Raw genomic sequence first — 22,424 nt, 5'->3', positions numbered from 1 at the left:
AAAATAAAAAATTAGTAAATTCACCCGTTCATTTTTGATTTGCCAATTGGTAAAGCATATTGGAATCAAATCTGAAACTAAACTTTTATAATAAATCTACATGAAGAAAAAACTATTTATCTATCCTGCAGTTGCAGCCTTGATGGTTGCTTGTGGCAGCGGAACAACAGTAAACAATGATGCGTTGAATACTGTAATGGAAACCAACGAGGATTTTCAGGAAGCAACTGTGAGCTTTGAAGACGGTGGAGCTACCAACGGTGAAGAATACTTTTTTGGCGTTCAAGCTGAAGTGGTTGAAATTGATGTGAAATTTCGTGAAGTTGATGTGTTAGATGAGCAAGATGCAGCACCTGAAGAATTTTATGCAATCTATGACTCCATGGTTGTCATGATTGCAGATTGCAAAAAAGCCATGGATTTATATAATGGTAAAGGCTGGCCTAAGCAAAAGGAATTGCAGGAATTAACAATTGAATGGCTTAATGGAGTTCAGGATTTGGTTGATAATTACTTGCGTGATTTAGCTGTACCCATGTCTACCCCTGATGAAGATTGGTCAGACAAAGACATGAAATTGTATGAAAAATATGCTGAAGCGTATGATAAGTATATAGAAGTTGATGGACGCTGGGTAGATTTTCAATATGAATTTGCGGCAGCGAATAATTTTGAGTTAAGTGGTGAAACAATTGATGCTGACGCGTTGGTTGAAGAGGACATGAAAAATAGTGGTCACTAAGAACGACCAGATTATTTTAGAAACCCGCCTGAGTGCGGGTTTTTTTGTGCCTTTGTTTTTTATTTTAATTGTACTGAAAATCTAGTGATAACATCTTTTCGCACTAAAATTAAATCAAGTTTTTTCTTTTGCCCGGTTTGATTTAATCAACCATGTTTATTCCGGTAAAATTATGTGGACTGATTTTGCGAAGTTCTTTTTTTACTTTTTCTGAAACATTGAGTTCTTCAATGAATATTGAAATACTCTCTTTGTTGATCACCGTATTTGTCCTGGTTAAATCTTTCAATGCTTCATAAGGTTTTGGATATCCTTCACGACGCAAAATGGTTTGAATTGCTTCAGCTACCACTGCCCAATTTGAGTCCAAGTCCGCTTGCAATTTTTGCTCATTCAATACCAATTTACTCATACCTTTCAAGGTAGATTGGAGCGCAATAAGCGAGTGAGCTATTGGCATGCCTACATTCCGCAATACTGTGCTGTCAGTGAGATCGCGTTGAAGTCTTGATACCGGTAATTTGGCTGCAAGATGTTCAAATAGTGCATTGGCAATTCCAATATTTCCTTCTGAATTTTCAAAGTCAATTGGATTTACTTTGTGAGGCATGGCAGATGAACCAATTTCTCCTTTTTTTATTTTTTGCTTGAAGTAATCCATGGAAATATAAGTCCACATATCACGGTCAAGATCTAACAAAATATTATTGATTCGCTTTAAGGCATCAAACAAAGATGCAGCGTTATCATAGTGTTCAATTTGCGTAGTGGTTTGACTGCGTTCAATTTGTAAGGTGTTATTTACAAAATTATTGGCAAAGCGAACCCAGTCAATTTCAGGGAACGCTACAAAGTGAGCATTCATATTTCCGGTGGCACCGCCGAATTTTGCTGAGAAAGGTACCGCAAGCAATTGTCTTTTTTGCACATCTAAGCGCTCAACAAAAACATAAATCTCTTTACCAAGTCGGGTTGGTGAAGCCGGTTGTCCATGTGTGCGGGCAAGCATTGGAATGTCTTTCCATTCTTGTGCATAATCATTCAACGTGTGAATCAAATGATCAAGCAGTGGAAGAAACTCTTCATACACGGCATCTTTCAATGACATGGGGATGGCAGTATTGTTAATGTCTTGTGAGGTGAGTCCAAAATGAACAAACTCTTCATATTTTGACAAGCCCAATTTGCTGAATTTTTCTTTGATGAAATATTCAACCGCTTTTACATCATGATTGGTGATTTTTTCAGTGTCTTTAATTTTCTGCGCATCTGACTCTGAAAATTCCTGATAAACTTTTCTTAACTCTGCTACTGATTTTTTTGGAAAATCTTTGAGCATTTTAATATCTAGTTCGGTTAATGCAATAAAATATTCAACCTCTACCAATACGCGGTAACGTATCAAAGCGAATTCAGAAAAATAATCAGCAAGTTTTTCAACCTTGTCACGGTATCTTCCATCAATTGGAGATATTGCCCTGAGTTTATTCATAAATGAGAATTCAAAAAGCAAAGATAAGGATTTTCACACAGGGCTCTATGAATGACTTGCTGCTTACTGTTGTCATTTTCATTAACTGCTCAGTAAAGATTGGGTATCAGGTTATCTCCAAATCATTTTTATCATCCAAAATTCCGCTGGTATCAGGTCGGTTCATTTGTTTTGCCTTTTTGGCTGATTCTCTCACGATAACTATTATTCCGGCAATGATAAGAAAAATAGGGTAATAGAAGATTCGATTGAGAAATGCATATCCAAGTACAATCCAAATAACACCGCCGATTAACATAGCAATGCCTCCACCGAATCCGCTTTTCATCAAACTACTTTCTGTTTCAAAAACCGGAACTTTAGCCTGCCCACCGGCCGCGGCATCTTTTTGTTGTTGAATAATTACGGCATCTTGTGCGTATTCAGAACAAACGGTGTTGAAATTTGCATATTCGTTAGTCAGAGAGCATATCAGTCCTTTCTTCAAATTATTTTTTCGTTTCAGACAAGTTTCGCAAATGGCTACATATTCTGCTCGTGTCATCATGTTAATTAATGGGTTTTAATTAGTGAGTACGAATGATAATTACGCCGCTGCTCTCAATTTTTTCTCACTCATATAGATGATCAAAATGAACACCCCAATACGCAATAAATAATGTAAAACTCCCCAAATTTCGTCAATGAATGATTCGCCCAAAACATCGTAGTATTCAAAGACAATTTCCATGTTCACATCAGTATATACCGGATGCAGGTACATAGTTGTGATAAATACGAAGGCATATACAATAACAAATATCACAATCAGTATAGTTAGAAAAGATTTGTTTTTATCCTCTGTTGATTTTTGTTTGGCGTAAAGATTAATAGCAAAGACAATAAACAAGAGAAAGAACGCAAGAGGCAGTATACAATCTAATACAAACCGCAATAAAGGTTTCATTTCAATATGGAAAGATAAATCAAACAAGGATTGACCTAATAATGAGCTGACCTGTGTAGCACACAACCAAAGCATGAGTCCAATCAAAATGAGTTGTACGGTTGCTTTGCCGCTTGTTGGGTTTATGGGTGTTGTTGTATTCATAAGTTTTGGTTTAGTTTTTACCTGAAGTTAGTTCGTATTTTCTTCTTTTCTGAACTGCACAATGCGTTCAATTAAATCAAGCGGTAGTTTTTCCTTAAGCGGGAACTGGACAGACCCTTTCCCTTGTTTATAACCTGCTAATTCTTTTTTAAATTTTACGTGTCCGGTTGGTGTTGCGTAGAATCCGATATGATTTTCATAAGCGGCGTAATATACCAATGGTTTTTTATTCAATATATATGCAGGCATGCCATATGAAATGAGCTCTTCACAATCTGGGCAAACCTTGTAGATGATTGAACGAATTTGCATGAATCTTTTTTGAACCGATTCTGGAAACCGGACAAAATAATTGAATACATCCTCTTGAATTTCCTTTTTCATATTCTGTTTAGGGTTGCAGATATGTTATTGGCTGCGAAGATATTTTTTTAGACGGACTAAATTCAGAATAAGCAAATGGCTTTACCCCTAAAACCTAAGTCCTAATCCCTAATCCCTAACCCCTCTTCTCTTGATCACTGTCAGGAACCGGAACAATTTCAAAAGGTAATTTCAAAAGCATTTTATATTCTTCGCCGGCTTCTTGCATGGCTTCATCTTCTTCTGATACAAACCATTTTACTTTCACACGAGATTTACCATTTAAATGAATATTCTCCAATTTTTTGAAGACGTCTAAAATTTGTTTTGATGAGCTGGTGTTGAAATATTCAAACTTGGCATGCACCATGGTTTCTTCTTGTGGATTTTTGCCGTACGCATCTACCCAATCAATAACTGGTTGATAAAACTCAAATGAAATTTCCGGAATAGATCTGCCTGATAATTCTAACTGACCTGATTCACCTTTGAAATTAATTTCAGGTGTTTTTGTGCTGGCCTTTAATATCAAGTCTTCAATTTCACTCATGGGTTAATGAATTACGCACTACAAAATTACGTCAATTATACGGCAGAGGTTGCATAAATGTTCGTTTTTTATTTTCTGGAATTGTAGAATATCAGCTAAATTTTATCTGATCAGGATATTAAGATGAGTAAAAATAATGCACTATTCTGCCCAATGTCGTGCTGTTTGAAAGGTATAATTTCAAAATCTAATCAAAGTTTCTCACTCAATCTCAACCTTTTATTTGTAGCTTTCGTCTCAATCAACAGATACCTGATCCAATGAATTATAAGCAGCTTGTCCTAACTTTTTTAATATTCTCATGTTGTACCGCTATGAGTCAAGGTAATTGGCTGCGTTCTGCCGGTAATAATATGGGAGAAGAAACCAAAGATGCTGTATTTGATTCAAACGGAGATTTGGTGATGACCGGTTTCTTCAACGGAACATTTAATACCGGTGTTTCAACTCTGACTTCTTTAGGTAATACAGATATTTTCATCATGAAAACGGATGATGCCGGTGATCCAATCTGGGCTGTGCAAGCTGGCGGAACAGGCGTTGATAAAGCAAATGCCATTGCTGAAGATAATGCAGGTAACACGTATATCACAGGCTATTTTCAAAGTAATGCAACGTTTGGCAGTATCAATGTGAGTGGGGCAGGGTATGAAGCTTTTGTTGCAAAAATAGATCAGAACGGAAATTTTATTTGGGTCACAACCTTTGGTGGTGCTTATGGTGATATAGGGCACGGTATCACTGTTGACAATGCAGGCAACGTTGTTTGTGTTGGTGAATATAAGGGCACCGCAACGTTTGGTCCTGATGTACTTACCAGCATGAATAATTCTACAACTGGTACTCCCACGTATGATGTTTTCATTACCAAACTAAATAGCAGTGGAAATTTTGTTTGGACTGAAGATGGCAATGCAAATCAAGATGACAGAGGATTGGAAGTAACAACCGATGCAGCAAATAATATTTATGTCATTGGTCAATTTTCTGAAGACATTACTTTTCAAACCACACATTCGTCAACATTACTCAATGCAGGATTTATAGTAGCATACAGTAGTGCCGGAACCGAACTTTGGTTTGACAAAATGTGGGGCGGGCAAATATTACTTGCTGATATAAAATTTGGTGGAGGTAATTTATACGTGACAGGTGATTATCAAAATACCTTGCTTGTTGAAGACGTAAGTGGGATCCAAAGTTTTTCAGCCGCTGATCAATACAATATTTTTACAGCTCAGATTTCAACCTCAGGTGAATTCAACTGGTTGTCCGCAAATTATTCTGCGTCTGAATTGCACTCAAATCAATTAACGTTAGATGCGTCAAATAATATTTATATCACCGGTGATTTCATGTGTACGTTTACTGAAATGAATGATGTGTATGGTGCTTCCACTTTTTTATCTGTTGGTTTTGAAGATGTGCATTATATCAAATACAACTCGTCAGGTGTATTTCAGTGGGCAAGACAAGTAGCAAGCAACCAGGCAGATTATTGTGAAGCAATTACTGTAAAAACTGTTGACAAACCGGTTCTAGTTGGGTATTTTGAAGGTGTATTTTACGTACCTGCCGGTTCAACTTTTTCTTTTCTACCTGGTCAACAAGTAAATTTTTCTTTCACCAATTGCAGTGATGCCAACTACGGAAATTTTGCTAAAACAAACAATGCAGGTCAACGTGATATTTTTTGGACAAGTCCCTACGATCCCAATCGTGATCCTTTTGACTATTATGAAAAAAATCCCGGAATATCATGTGATCTTCTAACATACGAACCGTGCATAGGTGATGAAATAGTTTTTAATCAATGTCTTGATACACTTGAAGGCTGCGCACCGGTTACGGCAACTTTGCATGATTTTATGCTCGGTGATATACACCCGCTTTATTTTACTGTTTGGAGCAATGGTGGTGGTGGAATGTCATCAGCGTATTCTTCAAACGGATATGCTTGGGCAACCACAACAACACAAGATAATTGTTATACATGGAAAGACTCCGTATATATTGTTGTTCTACCTGAACCTGATCCTCCGCTCATTTCTGATAGCTGGAATTTTAATGATTACAATGCTATTACCAATCCAATTGACACGTGTGATGCAGATTCTGTTTTTATTTGGGCAAGTCCATCAGGTGGTTCAAATGATTCCATTGTATGGGAAGGTAATGTTAACGGAGTAAATGATTCAACTATTCTCGTTGACAATTCCGGAACGTATAGTGTGTATGCCGTCAATGAATATGGATGCGTTTCTGGTAGTAATTCTGTTGTGGTTGTGATCAATAATTTTGCTTTGCATGACACGCTTGATCCTCAAATTTCGTATGACGACGGCAATATTTTAGATGATGATTCTACTCTCTCATGCATCTTGCCATATTGTGTGAATGTATTTTTGGTTGACAGCGCTTTTACTAATCAATGGGGTACTTTACCTAATCTTTATTCTGTCTGGTTTGTTGATGGAGTGTTTTTAGATACCCTTCAACATAATTCAGATGATACCTTATTAGTGCAGTCACCCACAACGCAAAATGTTTGTGTAAACACCACCGGTTGGCATGAGGTAATGGCACAACTTTTTAATGATTGTGGTGATACCGTTTTTTACGAATTGGTAGATAGTTTTTATGTTGATACTATTCCGCAACCTATTGTTGTTGTTGATGGTCCCGCAAGTGCTTGTCCGGGTGATACCGTTATGATTACAGCAGTTTACAACACTGCTGATGTGACTTGGACCGGTACTCAGATCATAGCAAATTATGGTGATTCTGTGCTCGCTGTATTTAGTCCAACAACGGGCATTAATGTATTTGCAAATGTTGACACTACAGTGCAAGGTATCACGTGTACTAATTCTGCCGCGTATGGTTTTCCTGCTATTCCTGTTCCGCAAATTACAGTTGACCCAATTGATGGGGTGGTGTGTCCGGGTGATTCTGTTTTACTCACTGTTACAGGAGGTGTAGCTTGGCAATGGATTGGTCCAACCGGAGACTCCTTAGGAACAAATCCTACACAATATGCATCTGATATTGGAGAATATTTTTGTTACGTAACAACTGCTGATGGTTGCGTGGTGAATTCTGAATTTGAATCTACAGTTGCATATAGTTCTCCAACTTTATATTTATGGGATCCGGTAATTTGTGCAGGCGATAGTGCCATGATTCAAGTGCTGGGTCCGGGTAACACCGTTATTAACTGGCTTGCTCCGTTGGGCGGTTCTTCTTTTGTTGAATATGCGTATGCTGAAGGTTGGTATTATTGTGAAACTCAGTATTGCGGAATTACTAAAACAGACAGCGTATTTGTTGATATGAGTTTCCCACTCAGCGGATGGAGTATGCCAAATGATACTACTATTTGTCCTTACGATACGTTAACAATAAATGCGCCTGCAGGTTTTTCTGAATATTATTGGAATGGCATTATCGGCACAAACAGTTTTCAAGTTTTAGATTCAGGCGATTATTATTTACACGTAATTGATATCAATGGTTGTGAAGATTTTTCAGACACATTGCAGGTTGAATATCACCAGTTGCCAAATCCTCCGGTAGCTAGTGATACAACAATTTGTCCGGGCACTGATGCGCTGTTGAATGCAGTTGGTTCAGGCAGTATCACCTGGTATTCAGCTTCCGGAAATTTTATTTCAGCCGGAACATTTCTTCCCGTAACTAACGTGTTGAGTAATGTAAATTATTTTGTTACAAACAGTGATGCTTTTTGTGAAAGCTTACCTGATACGGCAAGTATTATTTTGTTTAATGATAATGTAGTATCAGATTTTAATATTCTGGATACATGCGGCTCTCTCAGTGTGCAGGTGCAAAATACAGGCACGTCCGGTTTGTCATACTATTGGTATTTTGGAGATAATACAAATGCATCGGGTTCAGTTGCAAATCACACGTATCCTTCAAATAATACATACACAATTTCATTGGTAACAACTGACCCAGTTTGTGGTTTTGAAGATTCAACAGCACAACAGGTGACGGTTTATGGGCAATCAATTAATGCGGTGTTTAATGATCCAACCTGTCATCAATTTTCTGATGCATCATTGACTTTATTTTTGATTGATGGTGTTGGTGGAGAAACATTTTTAATTGAAGATGATTTGGGTGCACAAGTTAATAGCACAGGTAGCAATACGGCAAATAATTTGAACGCAGGATGGTACTATTATTTTGTTGCCCTGGGCCCTGGTTGCACCTTGACTGATTCTGTTTTTATTCCTGATCCTGCGGCCATTGATGCTGATCTGAATTTGACACACGCATTGTGTTATGGTGGTACAGGTTCAGCTATTGTTGATACGGTGTATAACTGGCAAGGTGATTATGCTAATATTAGTTTTATCTGGAATCCAAACCCGGGTGGAGTTGGTGGAATTTGGGCAGATAGTTCATTCAATATGCCGGCCGGAACTTATGTACTGACCGTGAATGATGACCATGGTTGTTCTAATGTGATTGATTTTATTATCACGCAACCAGACTCACTCATCTTTGTTGAACTTGGATCTGATCCGGCGTACTGCAGAACATTTTCTTACCAGTCAGGTAATGGAGTTGTGTATGCCGCAGTGTCTGGTGGTACGCCTGATTATACGTATGAATGGACCAATTTACAGACCGGTGCTAGCGTGATTTTTTCTACTTGGGGTGGTTTAAATCCGGGTGATTATCAAATTTTAGTTACTGATGAAAACGGCTGCACGCTCACTGAAATTGTACATGTTGATTCACTAAATCCAATTGCTGATTTTGACATGAGTTCGTTGTATTTCATTTCAGGGTATTCAGGAAATTCTCCGCTTGAAGTGCACTTTGATAATCTCTCGCTCTATTACGCAAATCCTAATGATCCATTTGCTGATACAACCTTTTACTGGAATTTTGATTACGACAATATTCCATGGGTAATTTCTCATGATATCAATGAAACATTTGATACAGTTTATACCACCGGTGTGTATACTATTTGTCTCACGGCAGTGAATAAAAATGGATGCGCAGATACACTTTGTCGTGAGTTGATTGTGTATGATTCAGTTGATATTGCACCGCCAAATGTGTTCACACCTGATGGTGATGGTATCAATGACGAATTTACTTTTTACTATAAATCCATCGGAATTGAAACGGTTGAATGCATTGTAGTAAACCGCTGGGGAGTTACCGTGCGTGAGTTCTATAATGTCAATGACAGTTGGGACGGCACTGACCGAAACGGAGATCAATGCACCGATGGTGTCTATTTTTATGTCTATCGTGGGGTAGGTTTCAATGGCACCGAATTTCAAGGTCAGGGTACTGTTACGTTGATCAGGAATTGACAAAGTAAATAACCCGATAGTTAACGTACATCTATTATTTGGCGAATGTGAATTATTTTCTTATCAGTTTCAAAAAATTGAGGTCATGTTAAAATGATTTAATTATTTTTTGAAAGACTAGCCATTAACAAAAATTACGAATTCATTCAAGTTTCTTTGAGCATATCCATTTCATGTTTCTGGTAAACATGACTTGTGTGAAGTGTATCAGTATTAATTAATTTCATGACAGTTATGATAACTAAACAAACTCAACAAAAAATTTTGTTTTCTTTTTTGTCTATCGTATTATTCTCATGTACAGGGAATGATTTAGTATCAGAAGAAAATGAAAATACTATTATTAAAGATACGGTAGAAGCCAAGACAGCTCATCATGTCTCGGCGGCCAGTAAAAACACCATCAAACTAGCACTGCTTCTTGATACAAGCAATAGCATGGACGGGCTCATTGAGCAAGCAAAATCTCAACTATGGAAAATTGTAAACGCTTTGTCTGAAGCAAAAAAAGATGATGAGTTTGCAACACTTGAAATTGCATTGTATGAATACGGCAATGATGATTTGGAAGCAAGAGAAGGTTACGTAAGACAAGTGTTACCTTTCACTACTGACCTTGATACGTTGTCGCATGAATTGTTTGCCTTAACTACAAATGGGGGAGAAGAATATTGCGGTGAAGTAATAGAACAATCACTTGAACAGTTAATTTGGGCTGACGATACACAATGTTTGCAAGTCATCGTGATTGCTGGAAATGAACCTTTTTCTCAAGGAAAAACCAACTACCAAAACTCATGTGAAACAGCAATTTCGAATGGAGTTTTTATCAATACGATTTTTTGCGGAGATATGGAAGAAGGAATTGAAACAAAATGGAAAGATGGGGCTGATCTGGCTGAAGGTTATTATGGTAATATTGATATGGATGAAGCTACAATCTATATTGAGACTCCCTTCGATGAAGAAATCAATGCCCTGAATGAATCATTGAATGAAACGTATATTCCTATTGGCACCAAAGGATTCAATAAAATGAATATCATGCAATCAGAAGATGTAAACGCATCCTATTATGGTAGTTCAAATTCTACAGAGCGCGTTATCGTAAAAGGGAATAAAAATCTTTACAAAAATTCAAGTTGGGATTTAGTTGATGCAAGTGAACAACCCGGGTTTAAACTTTCTGATATCGAAGTAGAAGAATTGCCAAAGGTAATGCGAGAAATGTCTTATCCTGAGAGAGAAAAATATCTTGAGAAAATGAAATTAAAACGAGAAGAAATTCAGGAAGAAATCAGAACACTTGCAGATAAACGTGAGAAATACATTCAGGAAAAGAAAAAAGAAATGGCAGATTCTGGTCAGGATAGTTTTGAGGATGCCATAATCAGTGCAGTTAAACAACAGGCAATACGCAAGGGATTCGTGTTTGATGTAGATTGATAGGCTTTTTTCCTATCTTAGTCTAATGAAAAAGAACCTCCTGATTTTATTTCTCGTTTTACCGTTCTTCGGTTGTTTTCACAAAGACGTGATGAATGATGCGGCAGATAATGTTGAACAATCTTTTATTTACACGGGTGATGAAGGAACATTTATCATTACGAAAGAAGAAATATTTCAAGCAACAAGTAAAGAATCCGGTGGTGGTGTAACGCATATTTCTGGTTATGCTGAGTATCGGCTTACATCGTATGATATTAATACGGGTGAACAAATTTCACGCATTGAAATGGGCGAGGGTCAAGAAGATGCCTTTTATATTTTAGGTTATACTCCCGGTAAATTGTGGCTTTATAGTGTCAATGCTGAATTGGGTTTTCATTGCAGAAATCCAAAAACACTTGAAGTTTTGCAAACGGAGAAAGATTTAGCAGCAACTGCCCCACTCAATGGATTTGCTTTTGCACGACCTGAATGGATGTTGATCAATCAACAATATGGTTTTCATTTTGAAACCGGTGAAATTTTATTGTCTGACATGCAAGATTATCATTATCTATATAATCCCGATAAAAATACACTTACGCAAACAGATATTGACATCAAGGATGTTGATTTTGGAATGGATGCGCTAAATAACTGCGCCTATTTTGATGAAGATAATTACGTGAGCATTCAAGGCGATGGTCGAAATAAACTCACCTGGCATTACGAAGAGGCAGCGAATCAACTCAGTTTTTTAGACGGTGAAATTATTTTGGATGTAAATCATAACCGCGTTGAAAAAATGCGCACCCAACAAGTACAAGATTTGCAGGCTACCATGAACCTATACAAGGATTCCTGTGCATCGTTGGAAGAAAAATTTCCGCTATTGAAAACCGAAGATGGATCTATGAATCCTGAAGCAAAAGTTGACTACCACACGCGATTTGAATATGAAGATTATCAAAGCCAAATTGATGATCTTCAGAGACACATTGATCACATCAAAGAAGGCTCCGGCTTTGCTTATGACAGAGTTCCACTTTCACCTGAACCTTACCATATTCTTTTAATGCACGGCTCAAATGTGAGTGATACTTCTCATTTGCAAATCAGTTATGTTTTCTGCTCTGAAAATTCGTTTAAAGAAATTTGGAAAACAATGCCTCAAGGTTTATTCCGCGACCCGGATAAAGCAGATAATATGGGCGCTTTTGAAACCGTGATGTCTGACGGAGATCCCAGTTTTGATTACATCTGGGCTGATTATGCAGATAAAAATCTGATCATCATCTGGCAATTACAAATGCTCTGTATTGATTTGAATTCGGGAGCTGTGCGTTGGCAAATTAGTTTGTAGCTGAGGGCTTAATAGCTACTTGTCTCAACCTTTATAACTTCTTCTCTTTTTTCAAAGATTTTGGATTCTGACGGTTATCAAAAATAGTGATGATGTCAATAATTTTTGTCTTGCTATTTGCCGCATTTTCATATCCTACCTCTTGTATGAATGTTCTTTTTCATTACATTTAGTAACACAATATCGAAATTCATTCAAACAACTCTTGTCAAAACATCATGCGCGTTCCTGTTTTTTTAGCACTGATTTTTTTTCTTTTGACTCAACGTGCGCTCTGCGTAAATGTTGATAGTATTAGGCAAGTTGCCATCAATTCATCAGATGTGAATGCACAACTCAAAGCTATGTTATCCTTGTCGTCATATTATTTACGTACAGATACGCTTGCATCAAAACAATGGTCGGCTACTGCACTTTCTTTGGCGCGTGAAGAAAAAAATATCAGCGGCATCATTCTGAGTCATGAGAGTTTTGGAAGATATTATACGGAGCAAGGCAGATATGATTCTGCTCTGTACTATCTTGAATATGCAATTGCCAATTACAACACATCTGACTTTGCAAACGAAATTGCAGCATGTTATATATCTATAGGTAATGTCTATGATATACAGTCTGACTATCAAAAGGCACTAGAGGCATACTTAAAAGCTGAAGAACAATATCAGGTCAATAATTATAAACACGGCATTGGATTGGCACAAATGGGTATCGGAAATATCTACACAACAACCGGGCAGCATGATGAGGCTAAAATATATTTCAGACGCAGCTACCAGAATTTACTTGAATTAAGTGAAATATATGCATCGTGGTCAATGAATAATCTTGCTACTGCAATGACTGAGTTGGGTGAGTATGATTCTGCTATTTTCTTTTTTGAAAAATCATTAGAGATAAAATTAAAAAATAATGACGTCTATGGCGCTTCATATACCTATACTGATCTTGGTGCACTGTATTTTAAACTCAATGAATTTGATTTGGCCTTGTCTTATTACCTAAAGGCTCTGGAAACAAAAGAAACCCTTGAAGGCATAAGCAAAGAAACGCTGAGTAAATCATACCTGGATATGGGGACCATTTATTACAAGAAAAAAAATTATCTCTCGGCCATTTTTTATGCTGAACAGTCGCTTAATTACGCTATTGATTGTTCTTCTGTGCTCTATCAGTCACATGCATTTGAATTGTTAGCAGATCTCTATCAGGTAACCGGTGATTATAAAAAAGGCTGTGAGATGTTGAGCACTTTGATTGAATTGAAAGATTCTGTTCAAAAGTCATTATACAATCAAAATCTTAGCGAATTGAGAACGAAATATGATCTTGAACAAAAACAAAAAGAAATTGAATTGTTAAATACATCTAACAGATTATCTCAATTAGAAGCGGAACAAGCGCGTGCAAAAACCCGTGTCATGATGTTTTACCTCATTGGATCGGTTGTGGTAATTCTGGTAGTAACTATTTTGGGGATTTCACTTTTTCGCACCGTTCGCGCAAAAAATTTAGCCAACACTTTACTTAAAAAAACAAATACTGAGGTGCAACTCCAAAAAGAAATTGTGGAGGAGAAGAATAAAGAAATCATGGATTCTATTAATTACGCAAAGCGAATCCAGAATGCCATTCTGCCATCAACACGAATTATTGCAGAAAATTTACCTCAGAGTTTTATTTTATATAAACCTAAAGATATTGTAGCAGGAGATTTTTACTGGCTTGAAAAAAGAGAGGATTTGATTTTTTTTGCTGCGGCTGATTGTACCGGACATGGTGTGCCGGGAGCCATGGTATCCGTGATTTGTAACAACGGACTCAACAGAAGCGTGCGTGAACACAAGATTACTGACCCGGGTAAAATTTTAGATAAGACAAGAGAAATTATTATTTGTGAATTTGAGAAAAGTGATGATGAAGTAAAGGATGGTATGGATATTTCATTGGTGGTACTTCAAAAAAATCCAATTGCGCAAGACGATATAAAAGATCAGCGCTATCTTTTAAAGTGGGCTGGTGCCAATAATCCACTTTGGATTTTCAGAAAAGAAAAAGAAGAGATAGAAGAAATTAAAGCAGATAAACAACCCATCGGAAAATTCTCAGCCGGAACACCTTTCACAACGCATACACTTGAGGTGTGCACTGGAGATACTTTGTATATTTTTACCGATGGATTTCAAGATCAATTCGGTGGTGAAAAGGGAAAAAAGTATAAGTCAGCTAACTTTAAAAATTTATTGCTTTCAATTGCTAACCAACCAATGGATATTCAAAAACAATTGTTAGCAGAAAACCTTGAGTCGTGGAGAGGAACTTTAGAGCAGGTGGATGACGTCTGTGTTGTCGGAGTCCGAGTATAGCGAGGACGAACGAGAACACATTGACGTCATCCATCCCGACTGCAGCGCAGCGTAATGTCGGGATCGTTTAATGATTGAAAAAGCGTAAAATCTGTGTTGTCGGAGTCCGAGTATAGCGAGGACGAACGAGAACACATTGACGTCATCCATCCCGACTGCAGCGCAGCGTAATGTCGGGATCGTTTAATGATTGAAAAAGCGTAAAATCTGTGTTGTCGGAGTCCGAGTGTAGCGAGGACGAACGAGAACACATTGACGTCATCCATCCCGACTGCAGCGCAGCGTAATGTCGGGATCGTTTAATGATTGAAAAAGCGTAACGTCTGTGTTGTCGGAGTCCGAGTGTAGCGAGGACGAACGAGAACACATTGACGTCATCCATCCCGACTGCAGCGCAGCGTAATGTCGGGATCGTTTAATGATTGAAAAAAGCGTAAAATCTGTGTTGTCGGAGTCCGAGTGTAGCGAGGACGAACGAGAACACATTGACGTCATCCATCCCGACTGCAGCGCAGCGTAATGTCGGGATCGTTTAATGATTGAAAAAGCGTAACGTCTGTGTTGTCGGAGTCCGAGTGTAGCGAGGACGAAGGGGAAAATATTGGGTTAATTCGCTCACTCCTCCTATCTAATTCTCTTCATTTCAGTAAGTGATTGTATGAGTGTGGGTGTGTCTTATTATGTGTGGTGGGACTTTTGGGACATGCAGGACATTGTCCTAACTGTCTCAAAAGTCCCATTGTGGTTTATTTATTTTTATTTCTCTCATCCAATCTTGCAGCGGTCATTCTTTCTCGTAATCCACCCTCTTTGATAAAGATATTTTCTAATTGTCTTATCTGTTGTTTGAGTAGATAGGTGCAAATCTTTATTAATGTAATCATTGTATTGGCACAAATTTCAGGACTTTCGTGCTCAATAGCTTTTTTAAAAGTTTCGTAGGTTGGCTGTGGTTTGCATTTGTTTAGCTCACGCAGACGAGCAACCAGCTTGTGCTCTTTGTTCCAGAGAATTAGTTTATTGGTCCTAAGAAAATCTTCATAGTCTATCAGCAATTCTTCCAAACTGGCGCGCGCTACATTGGTAAGTTTAATTTCCATTTCTTTGGATGTGGCGGATGCCATACTTGCTTCTGCAATATTCTGTTTGCCACTGCGAGCCGCCTGCACCATTTGCCCAATCGTACGGTCGTATTTATTAAAAAAACGATTGGTAAAATACACGGTGCCGTCATATATAATTTCCGCTTTTTGGTAACTGAAAAGGTTGCGATAACCGCCATGAAGAGGTATGAAGCCCTCGGTTTTTTTTCCTTAGAGTGCATTTGGTTTGATGTCAAAGATTTGAGTGGCGAATTTATAGATTTATGTTATTATTTTCCATAGACTTTTTCCAGATTGATGACAATCTCATAAAATTCCCACGTGACTCACTGAGTATATTTTTATCTTAGATTAAATAAAAAACTCACACCAAAACCCGCACCACCATCTCATTAACCTCGCGGTCAGCCAGACCAATGCGGATAGAATTATTTTGGTTGAAGCTGGTAAGGTTGCACGTAATCAAACCTTCTGAACTTAGTTTTTGATGGATTTTATCTTTTTGGTCTTCATCTTCAAAATAGACGAACAGAAAATTTGCCTGTGAGCTTATCACGTGATATCCTTTTTTTTGCAAAGCATCCGTCAGCCAGACTCGTTCAATTGCATTTTTTTCTGCGCAAATCTGAATGAATTTTTCATCTTCAAGTGCGGCAAGTGCAGCGTCTTCAGCAAGATAATTTAGGAAAAACGGAATGCGTTTAGCTTTCATTTGATTCGCCAGGTTAGCGTTCATAAACCCATATCCAATGCGCAGTCCGGCGAGGCCATAAATTTTTGAGAAGGATCTCAATACAATCAGATTCTTATATTTTTTGAGTAGTGCTAGCGCATCCGGATAACTGGAGTCACTCACATATTCGCAATAGGCTTCATCCAAAACTAAATAAATTTCAGGTGAAAGTTTTTGCATGAACAAATCAAGTTCCTCATGACTGATAATAGTGCCTGTTGGATTGTTAGGATTCGCTAAAAAAATGACGCGTGTTTTTGGACTGATATGTGTACTTAAATTTTCTGGCCAACAAATAAAATCCGTTTGTTTTACTTTGATAAGTTTTCGGTAATGCGCATCTGCCAGTTGCTCATATGCAATAAAACTGCGATCAAATGAAAGAATTTCTTCATCTGGTTTTACCAGACTTTGGATGATGCCGTCAATGATTCGTACTGAACCGGCTCCGGTGATTACTTGCTCTTCAGAGAGTCCGTATTTTTCTGCCAGTCTTTTCTCTAAGCGAAATGACATATCAGGATACTGATTTACCAGCTCCAATTTTTTTTCCATCACCGGAATAACAGCACCTGAGCAACCGTAGTAATTTTCGTTGGTGTTCAATCGGATGATTTGTTTTTTTCCGGTCATGATTTTCATTTTTAATTCCGCATCATCCCACGATCAAGCGGGCATAGCCTCCAACAACCCTTTACTGATATTAAACAAAACCTCTTTCCGATACCATGCCGTAGCGCGCACATCAGAAATAGGTGAAGCATATTCCAAAATCAAATCAGCAAATTTTTTGCGATCTATTGCACTCAACTCTCCGGGTTTTACTCCTTGTAAAAAATCAGTAGCAGTTTCAGTGAATTTAATCGTTGGCGCTGCTGCTCCAATTGCAATTCCTGCTTTTGTAACTCTGCCTTTATTGTCTGATTGAATATGATAAGCAAGTGATACCACTGAGCACTCCATGGATTTTCTTGTTCCTATTTTAATAAAACCGGAATAGAGTTTTTTTCCTGCTGCCGTTTTTGGACTTGCTTCATTGAGCGGAATGGTGATAGAGTATAGCAGTTCATTATTTTTTAAAACCGTTGTGCGCACGCCGGTAAAAAATTCACGAATAGAAACTGATCTTCTTTTGCCACGTGTATTTAAAATTTCGCATGTTGCGTTTAATGCCATCAGTGCGCATGCAATATCGCCTGATGGAGACGCAGTGCATAAATTCCCACCAACGGTTGCAACTTGTCTGATTTGTGTTGATGCCAGATTCAATGCTGCCTCATGTAAAGTTGGAAACCAGGTACGAATGTCTTCATCTGTAACAAGTGCATGAGCCGTTGTACCTGCACCTATGCGAATTACCTTGGCCATTTTTTTAATTCCGGTCAAGCGATTATCTTTCACCGTTTGAAGATTAATCACAGTAAGATCTTTTACCGGTTTTCTTTTCAAATCAAGTAAAAGATCAGTACAACCGGCTGCAAATCGATAATTCTTTTTGGATAATTTGGTAACGGCAGATAATAATTCTGTTGTATTGGACGGATTGATAATTTCAAAATTCATATCCTCATTTTTTAATGGTCATTCTTTTATCACTAATTGCTTTCAACACGCGCTCAGGGCTGAGTGGTAATTCTACCATATCTACATCAAGCGCATCACAAACGGCATTGGCAATAGCCGCCGCTGTTGGTATTAGAGGTGCTTCACCTACACCTTTTGCCCCATAAGGCCCTTCTTTATCATCTGTTTCAACAGGATAAAAATGAATGTTAGGAATGTCTGCAGCCGTGAGCATTTTATAGTTGTGGAAATTTGGATTGAGTATGCGTCCTTCTTCCATCACTAATTCTTCTGAAATGGCATAACCAACACCTTGCAAAACACCACCGTGAATTTGTCCGTCAAGTAAGAGCGGATTTAAAACTTTTCCAACATCTTGTGCAACGTGTATGTCAATGACCTGAACATTTCCGGTGTATGTGTCAACTTCTACTTCAATTGCTTGCGAGGCAAACGCGTAGGTGCCTGATACATTTCCTTTGAAATCTTTGTCCTGAAATTTACTTGATGGTTCATAAAAATAAGATGCTACTGCCAATTCATTCGGCGGTGTAAAATGCATTTCACGAACTACTTTATCAAGTGCAATTTTATCACCAACTGTTGTGATTTGCCCTTTTTCATAATTGAAGTCTGCAGATTTTACTTTGAGTAATTCTGCTGCTTTTTTATTCAGTTTTTCTTTCAGAATTTTAATAGCACCCAACAGAGAATTCCCTGCAACAAAACTGGTACGTGATGCATGCACGCCAACATCCCATGGCTTAACATCGGTGTCAGTATTAATTACTTTTATTTTGTTGAGATCAATTCCTAATTCTTCACTCGCCATCATGGCCAGTACGGTTTCTGAACCCTGACCAATTTCATTCGAACCGGTAATGATGGTGCAGTATCCATACGGATCAATTTTTAGTGTAGTGCCGCATCCATCCGAACGATAAATCTTTGCGCCTCCACCTACGTGAAGCATGGATGCATAACCAATTCCTCTTTTATAGCGCGACGGTTTTGTGACTGCATTTGCTTTGCTGGTTTTGGCAGAATTTTTTATCACCGTCTCTAAACATTCTTTATGTCCGCATGTTTCGAAGTGCAAACCTTGTCCTGTGATTTCTCCTTTTTCATTTGCGTTTAACATTCTGATGGCTGATTTGCTCATGCCTAATTCATCAGCCATTAAATCAATCACACGTTCAAGTGCAAAAGTTGCCTGTGGATTTCCATATCCTCTGAAAGATCCGGCAAACACGTTATTGGTATAAACCGCAGTGGCATCAAATTTACATGCCGGTATTTTGTACAATGATGAAAACGCTTGCATGATTACAAACGGCGTTGTTGCACCCCATGAAGTGTATGCGCCATTGTCTTTCACAATATTAATTTCTCTGAACGTAAAATTTCCTTTTTCGTCAGCACCTGCTTCCAGATCAATAATCATCGGCTGGCGGGTAGGGGAGGCAATAAATTCCTCTTCACGCGAATAAAGTATTTGCACCGGACGCCCACATTTCATTGATAACAAAGCACAAATAGGTTCAAATGGATACATATCTAATTTACTTCCAAATCCCCCACCAATAATTGGTTGAATGATCCGAATATCTGATGGATTCATTTTCAGTGCATGTGCCATGTCACGCTGATATAAAAACGGAACTTGTGTAGAACTATATAATAATAGTTTACCTGTATTTCTGTCATAATCAGCTGTGATATTGCTTGTACCCATGCACGCGTGTGTCATGCGTGGCAAGGTGAAACGGCGTTTGACAATTACTTTGCTTCGTTTTTTTTCTTTGACAAGATCTCCGTGTTCATAGTGAAAAATTTCTGCGATATTTTTATTGCTGAATTTTCCGGTTATGAACTGGTTGATTTGAGGTGAAGAACTTTTTAATGCCTCAAACGGATCGTAAACTCCTTTTTTAATTTTGTATTTTACCTTGATCAGTTTTAATGCCTGTTCAGCAATTTCTTTTGTTTCAGCGGCTACAGCAGCTATTTCGTCGCGGATACAATTCACTTCTCCTTTTTTCAGAATCGGGTGATCACGTTTATAACTGATGTTGTTGGTGTCCACATCATCTGCCGTTATAATACAAATTACTCCGGGTAATTTTTTTGCCGCACTCACATCAACCGTAAATTCTGCGCAAGGATGCTGTGTTCTCAGAATAGCTCCATGCAACATGCCCGGTAATTTAATGTCATGCCCATACACCGCTTTCCCTGTAACACGCATTCCGGCATCCTGCTTTGGCACCGGGGTTCCTATTACTTTAAGTTTTTTCTTCATGACCATGTTCTGTTTTATTATTCAGGATATTTTTTTAAAATTTATTTTTTTCATTCATCGTTTGCTTTAGGGCGAATGCAATTCGCCATTTTTTCATTCATCGTTTACGTTAGGGCGAATGCAATTCGCCATTTTTTCATTCATCGTTTACGTTAGGGCGAATGCAATTCGCACCTACAACGTTTATCAAATCCCTAACCCCTAAAACCTAATCCCTAAACAACGTTTCTGCCGCATCAATAATTTTCACATACCCCGTGCACCGGCACAAATTTCCCTCTAACCATTTTTTAATTTCATCACGAGATGGATTTTCAAATTTGCGTGTGCCCGGCACTTGATGTTTGTGTTCATATTCATTAACCAGACCTTTGATTGCCATAGCCATTCCGCTGGTGCAGAATCCACATTGCACTGCTCCGTTATTCACTAGTGATTCTTGAACGGGATCTAATTTGCCATCTGCATGTTGCAGCCCTTCAATAGTTGTTACTTCTTTTCCGTTTGCATTCACAGCCAGGTAGAGGCATGAATTTACCGGAGCTCCATCAATTAACACGGTGCAGGCTCCGCATTCGCCTTCATGGCATCCGGGTTTGGTACCTTTTAATTCTAAACGATCACGCAAAACGGTGAGTAAGGTGTCTGATGCATGTACTGCTAATTCAGTGTTGTTGCCATTCAGTTTAAATTGAATGTGGTGTTGTGTATGCTTCATAATCATTTCTTTTTTTCAAAGTGTAAATTCCAACCCAGTCCGGCTGAAAATCTTATTTCATCTAAAGGATGTGCTGATCCAAAATCTGGTACATGGGTACCGTGTAAATATTTTACAGAGACAAAAAAATTCAGATATTTTAGAAAATAATAATTGTATCCGGTAGTGATAGTGAAGACCGGAGCTATCTTCATGCGAGGGTTAGTAATGAGAGAATCTTCTTCTGTATAATCATTTAGTTTCGCGAATGAAATACCCGGTTGCCATGCAATATAAAAATCTGATTTTTCTCTATTGAAATGATACGATGCTCCAAGCAGAATATTGTGATTCATGCGCAATGGTTTTGTATCTCCTTGTGTAGTGAAAAAATAATATCCGTCAGTGCGAATGGATACACGATCTTCAAAAAAATATTCTACCGATGGATGAAAATAAGCACTCATTAATTTTTCTGCAAAAAGATAACCGGGTGAGATAGTTGTTTGAGAAATAAACAATCCCTTGCGTGAAAAGTCTGGCCCTTCAGCTTGTGCAAGTGCATGTTGCAAGCTGACAAGACAAAGTGAGAATATGTAAATTTTTATCTGCCCCATAATTTGAACATTTTATATTCAAGGGTTGCTGCAAAAAGCAAATGACCTTCCAGATTACTTCCTTTATGGTGAATGAGTTCAACCTCATTGCCGTGAATGTGCACATCAATGTCAGTTCCGATGTGCAACATATAATGGGCATCAAAAGCAAAATCCAATCTGGCTGAAAGTGGAATTCTAACTCCTAATCCAAATTGTGTTGCAAAACTATATCGTTCATCAGAGCTTGCGCCGGTTGCAACAGCCTTTGCCGGGTTCACCATTATTTTTGTATAGTCAATGCAAAAGCCGGCAAGTGGATAAAACATCACCGGATTTTCTGCTGACTTATTGATAGCAAATTCGGGCATGAATGAAAAACCTCCGTGTACATCCATTCGGCTGGCGAGGTCATTAAAATTGGTGGTGATATAATCTCCGAACCAGCGCGAATGATAAGAGTCACCAAAGCGCAAACCAAAATTTCCGCCTGAGCTTTTTCCAAAATAAGTTTTTCCTTCAGATATAAATAATCCAAGTGTGTTTCTTACACCCAGAGAGAGATACCCTGATTTGTTATCATAGACCCCGTTAGTTTTTTGCGCATACGCAACAGCTCCGGTAAGCAAATAACAACCAATTAATACAGTTATGTTCTTAAGATATTTCATGC

At 38.1% G+C, this 22,424-nt stretch carries 17 protein-coding genes; 5 read left to right on the top strand and 12 right to left on the bottom strand.

Annotated features, from left to right (window positions below):
• Positions 1-100: 100 nt before the first annotated feature.
• Positions 101-742: a hypothetical protein gene (locus tag IPH66_09675; protein MBK7129614.1), complete on the top strand. Its 642-nt coding sequence runs from the start codon at positions 101-103 to the stop codon at positions 740-742.
• A 142-nt stretch (positions 743-884) separates the two neighbouring features.
• On the opposite strand, the gene purB is transcribed toward IPH66_09675, so the two are convergent.
• From purB to IPH66_09650, 5 genes are all read right to left on the bottom strand, one after another.
• Entirely contained in the window at positions 885-2,234 is a 1,350-nt protein-coding gene (purB, locus tag IPH66_09670; GenBank protein ID MBK7129613.1) for an adenylosuccinate lyase, read from the bottom strand.
• A 106-nt stretch (positions 2,235-2,340) separates the two neighbouring features.
• On the bottom strand, positions 2,341-2,781 hold the full coding sequence (locus tag IPH66_09665; protein MBK7129612.1) for a hypothetical protein: 441 nt from the start codon (positions 2,779-2,781) through the stop codon (positions 2,341-2,343).
• Between the two features lie 39 nt (positions 2,782-2,820).
• On the bottom strand, positions 2,821-3,324 hold the full coding sequence (locus IPH66_09660; GenBank protein MBK7129611.1) for a hypothetical protein: 504 nt from the start codon (positions 3,322-3,324) through the stop codon (positions 2,821-2,823).
• A gap of 27 nt (positions 3,325-3,351) precedes the next feature.
• A complete protein-coding gene (locus tag IPH66_09655) occupies positions 3,352-3,708 on the bottom strand; it encodes a DUF1801 domain-containing protein (protein MBK7129610.1) in 357 nt (118 codons plus the stop codon).
• A gap of 115 nt (positions 3,709-3,823) precedes the next feature.
• Positions 3,824-4,228: a DUF1987 domain-containing protein gene (locus tag IPH66_09650; GenBank protein MBK7129609.1), complete on the bottom strand. Its 405-nt coding sequence runs from the start codon at positions 4,226-4,228 to the stop codon at positions 3,824-3,826.
• A 323-nt stretch (positions 4,229-4,551) separates the two neighbouring features.
• Here IPH66_09650 and IPH66_09645 point away from each other — a divergent pair, with 323 nt between their 5' ends.
• The 4 genes from IPH66_09645 (at position 4,552) to IPH66_09630 (ending at position 14,757) form a co-directional block, all read left to right on the top strand.
• On the top strand, positions 4,552-9,600 hold the full coding sequence (locus IPH66_09645) for a gliding motility-associated C-terminal domain-containing protein (protein MBK7129608.1): 5,049 nt from the start codon (positions 4,552-4,554) through the stop codon (positions 9,598-9,600).
• A gap of 225 nt (positions 9,601-9,825) precedes the next feature.
• Positions 9,826-11,046: a VWA domain-containing protein gene (locus IPH66_09640; GenBank protein ID MBK7129607.1), complete on the top strand. Its 1,221-nt coding sequence runs from the start codon at positions 9,826-9,828 to the stop codon at positions 11,044-11,046.
• Positions 11,047-11,071: 25 nt separating this feature from the next.
• A complete protein-coding gene (locus IPH66_09635; GenBank protein ID MBK7129606.1) occupies positions 11,072-12,391 on the top strand; it encodes a hypothetical protein in 1,320 nt (439 codons plus the stop codon).
• 218 nt (positions 12,392-12,609) lie between these two features.
• Positions 12,610-14,757, top strand: coding sequence for a tetratricopeptide repeat protein (locus IPH66_09630; protein MBK7129605.1), 2,148 nt, complete (start codon positions 12,610-12,612; stop codon positions 14,755-14,757).
• Between the two features lie 746 nt (positions 14,758-15,503).
• On the opposite strand, the gene IPH66_09625 is transcribed toward IPH66_09630, so the two are convergent.
• The 7 genes from IPH66_09625 to IPH66_09595 form a co-directional block, all read right to left on the bottom strand.
• Entirely contained in the window at positions 15,504-16,049 is a 546-nt protein-coding gene (locus tag IPH66_09625; protein MBK7129604.1) for a four helix bundle protein, read from the bottom strand.
• Between the two features lie 175 nt (positions 16,050-16,224).
• Entirely contained in the window at positions 16,225-17,226 is a 1,002-nt protein-coding gene (hisC, locus tag IPH66_09620; protein ID MBK7129603.1) for a histidinol-phosphate transaminase, read from the bottom strand.
• Positions 17,227-17,259: 33 nt separating this feature from the next.
• On the bottom strand, positions 17,260-18,156 hold the full coding sequence (locus IPH66_09615; GenBank protein ID MBK7129602.1) for an FAD binding domain-containing protein: 897 nt from the start codon (positions 18,154-18,156) through the stop codon (positions 17,260-17,262).
• Positions 18,157-18,160: 4 nt separating this feature from the next.
• The gene (locus tag IPH66_09610) at positions 18,161-20,464 is read right to left on the bottom strand and encodes a xanthine dehydrogenase family protein molybdopterin-binding subunit (GenBank protein ID MBK7129601.1); all 2,304 of its coding nucleotides are present in this window, start codon (positions 20,462-20,464) and stop codon (positions 18,161-18,163) included.
• Between the two features lie 202 nt (positions 20,465-20,666).
• Positions 20,667-21,176 (bottom strand): (2Fe-2S)-binding protein, encoded by a 510-nt coding sequence (locus IPH66_09605; protein ID MBK7129600.1) that lies wholly within the window; start codon positions 21,174-21,176, stop codon positions 20,667-20,669.
• A gap of 2 nt (positions 21,177-21,178) precedes the next feature.
• Positions 21,179-21,772: a hypothetical protein gene (locus tag IPH66_09600; protein MBK7129599.1), complete on the bottom strand. Its 594-nt coding sequence runs from the start codon at positions 21,770-21,772 to the stop codon at positions 21,179-21,181.
• Complete coding sequence (locus IPH66_09595; protein MBK7129598.1) at positions 21,760-22,422, bottom strand: hypothetical protein; 663 nt, start codon at positions 22,420-22,422, stop codon at positions 21,760-21,762. Before IPH66_09595 ends, IPH66_09600 begins: the two co-directional genes overlap by 13 nt.
• Positions 22,423-22,424: the final 2 nt, after the last annotated feature.

It is taken from the genome of Crocinitomicaceae bacterium (assembly GCA_016708105.1).
GTDB lineage: Bacteria > Bacteroidota > Bacteroidia > Flavobacteriales_D > Crocinitomicaceae > JADJGJ01.
This window is presented reverse-complemented; position numbering and strand designations above follow the sequence as displayed.